This window comes from Pseudomonas sp. PS01297, from assembly GCF_029959305.1.
GTDB lineage: Bacteria > Pseudomonadota > Gammaproteobacteria > Pseudomonadales > Pseudomonadaceae > Aquipseudomonas > Aquipseudomonas helleri.
Genome location: NZ_JASCPQ010000217.1, coordinates 1 through 339 on the forward strand (window position 1 = coordinate 1; position 339 = coordinate 339).

Consider the following 339-nt stretch of genomic DNA (forward strand, 5'->3'; position numbering starts at 1 on the left):
GCTAAAGCGCAGGCCGTTATCGGGCATGCCCTGCGGACGCCCCGCGTCCCACTGCAAGACCTGGATATCGCTGTTGCCCGCTTGCACTTTGACGACGTTGAGGTGCTCCCCCGTGGCGCTGTCGCGACGAATCTCCAGACCGGGCAAATACAGCACCTCCACTGTATGCGTCAGCCCCTGAGTGCGGGTGGTACGTACTTTTCGGGTGCGCTGCCCAAGGCCGTCATAGGCATACATTTCATCGTCACTGCTGCCGTTGTCCCGGGTCACCAGCGTCACGGCTTGCAGGTTATTGTTCACATTCCATTGCAGGGTCTGGCCGCGCACTAACGCCAGCTG

At 61.1% G+C, this 339-nt stretch carries 1 pseudogene; it reads right to left on the reverse strand.

The features are described 5' to 3' along the window. Window positions 1-339 (reverse strand): annotated as a pseudogene (locus tag QMX84_RS26355) (RHS repeat protein); the annotation flags it as partial.